The organism is Streptomyces vulcanius (assembly GCF_042653945.1).
Lineage (GTDB): Bacteria > Actinomycetota > Actinomycetes > Streptomycetales > Streptomycetaceae > Streptomyces > Streptomyces mangrovi.
The window spans coordinates 1-1,493 of sequence record NZ_JBHSFK010000110.1; the positions used below are offsets into that span (position 1 = coordinate 1).

Annotated in this window: 2 protein-coding genes; both read left to right on the top strand. The window is 64.4% G+C overall.

Going from position 1 to position 1,493, the window contains the following annotated elements:
* Positions 1 to 906 (top strand): radical SAM protein (locus tag ACFPIH_RS56190; RefSeq protein WP_381188095.1); only part of this gene is annotated, 906 nt, incomplete at its 5' end.
* Between the two features lie 25 nt (positions 907 to 931).
* Positions 932 to 1,477 (top strand): class IV adenylate cyclase, encoded by a 546-nt coding sequence (locus tag ACFPIH_RS56195; protein WP_385879442.1) that lies wholly within the window; start codon positions 932 to 934, stop codon positions 1,475 to 1,477.
* The last annotated feature ends 16 nt before the right edge of the window (positions 1,478 to 1,493 follow it).

Here is a 1,493-nt window from a genome sequence, read left to right on the forward strand (position 1 = left end):
TCCGGCCGCGTTTCGCTCTACCTCGCCACAAACGGCGCACGTTTCGTCGCGGCGCCCGTCTTCCCTGACGAATCCTTCCGCTCGGCGCTGGTCCAGCTCCGCGAAGCACTCGGCTTCAACGAGGTTCACTTGACTGGTGGCGAGCCGACCCTGCATCCGCGGCTGCCGGAGATCACCGCTCTGGCCAGGGACACCGGGTATCAGGTCGGCATTACGTCCAACGGCGAAAACGGCGCAAGGATTCTGCCCTTCTGCGCGGAAGCCGGGCTGAACCGCGTCAACTTCTCCATCTTCGGCACCACCCCAGAAGAACTCGCACAGGTACAGAACGAGAGGTTCAGGACCGGCTCGCGCGCAGCCCGGAAGATCGAGGCGCTGGAGGAGTCGATCCGGGTCGCCATGGAGCTGGGGGTTGGCGTACGGGCCAACGTCGTCATCCCCGATCGCAGTCACGTCCAGCGTGTCCACCGCCTGCTGGAGAAGCACTCCCCGCAGCTGTCCATACGGGTCCTGTCGTCGCTGGCCGACGGCGATGAATCCCTGGATGCAATAGATCTGCTTCTGGGCCAACTCGGTGCGCAGCCGGAGGAAGTCCGCCTCATCGCGGGCACATCCGGCTTCCGAATCTCGTACCGACTCCCGGACGGCCGGCCCCTGGTGGTGAAGCACATCCGCTCACTGCGGCTACCCGAAACCTGCACCGGGTGCCGGTTCAACAACGCCACCGACTGCCAGGAGGGTTACTACGGGGTGCGGCTCTACCGAGACCCGAAGGGAGTCTTCCACGTCGGCGTCTGCATTCAGCGGATGGATTTCTGCCTGCCCGTGGAAGAGTTCGTGGACAGCGACCTGTGCGGCGAGATCGGGAAGATGCGCGAGCAGGACTTCCACGACCTGAGCGCCTGAGACCGTTACAAGTAAGAGGACACCCATGGCACAGAACGAGTACGAAGCGAAGTTCCTGGCAGTCGATGCGGACGCGCTCCGCGACCGGTTGCGTACCGCAGGCGCGGAGCAGGTCTTCGCCAAGACACTGTTCACCCGGCTGATCTTCGAGAACGACGCCGTCCAGGGCGAGCAGTGGCTACGGCTACGGGACGAAGGCGGCAAGACGACCCTCACGCTGAAGCAGGTCACCGACGCCACCCACATCAACGGGACCACCGAGATCGAGATCGAAGTGAACGATCTGGCGACCACAGCCGAGCTGCTTAAGGCCCTGGGCCTGCGGCAGGTGCGTTACCAGCAGAACTACCGGGAGGAGTGGCAGCTCGGCGGCGTCGCGTACGACTTCGACACCTGGCCGGACCTGCCGACCTTTCTTGAGATCGAAGGCTCCTCGGAAGAGGCCGTACGAGGCGCTGTGGCCTGGCTCGGCCTGGACTACGACGAGGCCCGCTTCGGCAGCATCGACCTGATCTACAAGAGCGAGTTGGGCCGTGACATCCTCGCCGAGCCCACCCTGCTGTTCGCATAGACGGGATGGCCGTTCT